Source organism: Alcanivorax sp. HI0083, assembly GCF_001635175.1.
This window is the reverse complement of record NZ_LWFX01001324.1, coordinates 1-3,983: the sequence shown is the minus strand read 5'-3', so window position 1 is coordinate 3,983 and position 3,983 is coordinate 1. Positions and strand designations below refer to the sequence as shown.

3 protein-coding genes are annotated in these 3,983 nt (G+C 58.3%); 1 reads left to right on the top strand and 2 read right to left on the bottom strand.

Annotated elements, in window-relative coordinates:
* Window positions 1-167: 167 nt before the first annotated feature.
* Together A3754_RS19750 and A3754_RS19745 are read right to left on the bottom strand one after the other, a co-directional pair.
* Entirely contained in the window at window positions 168-1,874 is a 1,707-nt protein-coding gene (locus A3754_RS19750; RefSeq protein ID WP_082872213.1) for a bifunctional protein-serine/threonine kinase/phosphatase, read from the bottom strand.
* 84 nt (window positions 1,875-1,958) lie between these two features.
* Window positions 1,959-3,428 carry a NarK family nitrate/nitrite MFS transporter gene (locus tag A3754_RS19745; RefSeq protein ID WP_063521057.1) on the bottom strand — a complete coding sequence of 490 codons (1,470 nt, stop codon included), beginning with the start codon at window positions 3,426-3,428 and terminating at the stop codon, window positions 1,959-1,961.
* 322 nt (window positions 3,429-3,750) lie between these two features.
* Between A3754_RS19745 and A3754_RS19740 the strand changes: the two genes are divergently transcribed.
* Window positions 3,751-3,983 (top strand): hypothetical protein (locus A3754_RS19740; RefSeq protein ID WP_197468737.1); only part of this gene is annotated, 233 nt, incomplete at its 3' end.

Sequence of the window (3,983 nt, the reverse complement as noted above, 5' to 3'; positions counted from 1 at the left end):
CTTCGGGTCTTTCAGGCTGGCCCGCACTCGTTGTTGCACTTTTTTGATGGATGGACATACACCTTCAAAAGCGCGCCTAGACTGCGAACCAGCCTGAAAGACTGAGCATGCAAGGAGTTATTCAGAGGCTCCTTAACCCGGCAAGCTCAGCCTTCCCTGGTCGCTTGTCAGCGTAGCGTGACGCTGATCAACAACAACAGCGCAAGAATGACCACCGCGCCTTTCCACATTCTCAATTGCCGGATGTTACTGTCGGCCACCGGTTTGTTACTGCGTACCGGGCGGCGTAATGCGTCACGGAATTCCGCCGCGTCGGTGAAGCGCATCTTTGGTTGCCGTTGCAGCGCCAGTTGCAGCACGTTGTTGATCCACAGGGGGATAAACGCATTGTGGCCCTGCAGGGGGGGCAGCGGGCGGTGCACGGCTTTTTCATAGCGTCCCTGCCAGGGCAGGGCACCGGTGAGCATTTCATGAATAATGACGGCGGTGGAGAACAGGTCGCTCTGCTCGCTGGGCGCTTCGCCTTCCACCAGCTCCGGTGCACTGTAATGCCGAGTGCCCAGAGGAATGCTGGCAGTGTGTTGCTCCATGCCCCGGCAATGGCAGCTGCCAAAATCCACAATACGAACCAGCCCCTCGGTATCCACCATGATGTTGTCCGGTTTCAGGTCGCCGTGAATCACATCGGCACGGTGCAGGGCGCGAATGCCATTAAGTAACTGGTCGGCCAGATAGAGCTTCTCTTCAACCGGTGCGTCCGGGTGCTCCTTTAGCCACTGCTTCAAGGTCACTCCGTCGATAAATTCCAGGTGTTGATACAGGCAGCTTGGCGCGTCGGGCATGGGCAGGGCATGGAGCAAGTGCGGATTGCGCAACCGATTACCGACCCAGCCCTCCATCACAAACCGTTCCAGGGCATCGCGATCATCTTCCAGGTTGACGGAGGGTGTCTTGAGTACGGACTGTTTGCCGTGTTGATCTTCCACCAGATACAAATGGCTGCGCACGCTGGCATAGAGTTCGCGCTTTACGGTAAAGCCATCGAGACGAATGCCGGGTGTGAGCGGCGGGGGCAGCGGCAGGCTGCCGCGTTGTTTCAGGGTTTCGTCGGCGCTGGCATCCGGCAGGCCTTCCACACGGAGCACCTGGCAGCTCAGGTTGTCGTCACTGCCGTTGGCCAGCGCGGCCTCCACCAGCGTACGGGCGGCCAGTTCCGGCTGGCTGGCACCACGCAGAATGCCCTGCATCCGTGAGCGTGTCAGGAAGCCGTGTACGCCATCGCTGGACAAAAGATAAATATCGCCCACCTGCAAATCGCTACTGCTGTAGTCCACGTCCAGTCGGGTATCCCCGCCCATGACCCGAGTCAGCACCTGCCGATTTGCACCGATCATGCGGCTGTGATCGCGGGTCAGGCATTCCAGCTTGTTATTGCGCATGCGCCAGACGCGGGAGTCGCCGACCTGAAAAATGTGCGCTGTCCGCGAGCGAAGGATGAGCAGGGACAGCGTGCACAAGTGGCTCTCACCGGCCAGGGTCTGGCGACAAAGCCAGCGGTTCAAGGCTTCCAGTACACGTTGGGCGGAGCGGGGCACGCTCCACAGGGCCGGGGTGGCGTAATAGTCGCTGATAAAGCCCAGAACGCAGGATTCCGCCGCTTCGCGGGCGGCGCCGGCGCTGGACAGCCCGTCAGCCAGAGCGGCGACAATGCCCTTGGTACGCATCAGTGAGCCTTCCGGTATCTGCATGGCCAGGGCGTCCTGGTTATGCAGCTTGGGGCCGCTGTCACTGAATTGGCCGATACGTACCCGGGGATGCAGGTCGGGTTCCATCGGGCTGAGGTCGTCGGTTGCCGAGGCGGTGGACACGTCCATCTTGATGCTCCTGTACCGTTAACGTGACGGGGGCTTGTGGTGAACCGGGCTGCTATCCCTGCGCGCCCGGTGGTCACTTGAAGCTCAGCTCACTTCGATCAGCTGTACTTCGCCCTGATCATCAATTTCCGCGATATGGCCCTTGGGTTCATCCAGGAATTGAACTGCGGCCAGTGCAACAGCGGCGCTGGCGGCAATCACCAGGAAGAAGGTTGATGGTTCTACAAAGGTCAGCACGGTGAGGAAGATCACGGCACCGGCATTACCATAGGCGCCGACCATGCCGGCAATTTGCCCGGTGAGGCGCCGCTTGATCAGTGGCACCGTAGCGAACACGGCGCCCTCGCCAGCCTGCACAAAGAAGGAACAGCACATGGTGGCAACCACCGCCAGGGCAATGGGCCAGCTACTGCCGATCTGGCTCATCAGGCCGTAACCCACCATCAGGCCGCAGAGCAGAATAGCCAATGATTTCTTGCGCCCGAACTTGTCGGAGACCCAGCCACCACCGGGCCGAGCCACCAGATTCATGAAGGCATAGCCGGAGGCCAGCAGGCCGCCAGTGACTGCCGTCAGGGCAAAAGTATCGGTAAAGAACAGGGGCAGCATGGACACCACCGCCAGCTCGGAACCGAAGGTCACCATATAGGCCAAATCCAAAATCGCCACCTGCTTGAAGCTGTAACGGTCGTGTTCGGGGACTCCTTCTTTCAGATGCTCGCGATTTACCCGCCAGGCCTGGCTCAGCTGAATACCGGCCAGACTGATGATCAGGGCCGCCAGAAATATTTGTGTGGTCTGGCCGAACAAATTCAGATTGGTAGGCCCCAGGCGCCAGACGATCACCAGCAATGCGATGTAAAGCGGCAGGCTCATGGCCAGGTAGAAGAACAGATCTTTCTTGGTGCTGACTTCCAGGGCACTGGCTTTCTTCGGCTTGAAGTAGGAGGCGCCCTGTGGGGTATTGCGTGCCCGCCACAGAAAGAAAATGCCGTAGAGAAAGGCCACCGCGCCAGTGGTGGCAATGGCCCAGCGCCAGCCGTCATCACCACCGTAAAGCAGCGCCAGGGAGGGCAGGGTAATCGCCGCCGCTGCGGAACCGAAGTTACCCCAGCCGCCATAGACGCCTTCGGCCAGGCCGACTTCCCGGGCCGGGAACCATTCACTGATCAGGCGGATGCCCACCACAAAGCCTGCGCCCACAAAACCCATCAACAGGCGGGTCACTGCCAGCTGTTCATAGCTAGTGGAAAGGGCAAACGCCCAGCAGGGGAGTGCGGCCAGCATCAGCAACGAGCCAAACACCAGGCGCGGGCCGAAGCGATCCACCAGGGAACCGATCACCACCCGGGCAGGAATGGTCAGCGCTACGTTGAGAATCAGCAACGCCTTTATCTGTTCGGGAGTAAGGTCGAAGGCGTCCCGTAGATGCCCCATTAATGGCGCATGGGAAAACCACACAACAAAGGTAATAAAAAACGCCAGCCAGCTCAGATGTAACAGGCGGATGCGTGGCGCGGACAGATTCAACAGATTCAGCTTTTGATCGCTCATGACTTCTCCATGCATGGGCGGTTAACGACAGGCTGAACAGAGCAACTCCTGTGCCATATTTCTAAGTGTCTGTTTTAAAAAGATTAAAAGGAGATGAATCGGGAGGAGGGCAATAACTGTGCGCAAATCGGGAGCGTTTCTGGTTCATGGCGGTGCACGAAAAAATGCATTTTTCTCGTGCACGAGCGCATTAAAAGAAAGCAGGGTTTCTGCATTTATTATCCGAAAAACGAAATAAGTTCATTAAAAACATTGGCTTACCAAGTTGGCATAGGGATTGCTGAGTGGTGGGTGTCAGTTACGCACCGCGAGGGTGAGCCTTATGGCAAAGCAACAACTTCTTTTGATCGGCCACGGGATGGTCGGACAACGTTATCTGGAGTCTCTGGTGGCCCAGGGTGGCCGGGAGCACTTTGATATTACGGTACTGTGTGCCGAGCCGCTGCCGGCCTATGACCGCGTAGGGCTGACCAGTTACTTTTCCGGCAAGACCGCCGACGACCTGTCGCTGGTGCCGGAAGGTTTTTTTGAAGAGCACGACATTACGCTGAAACT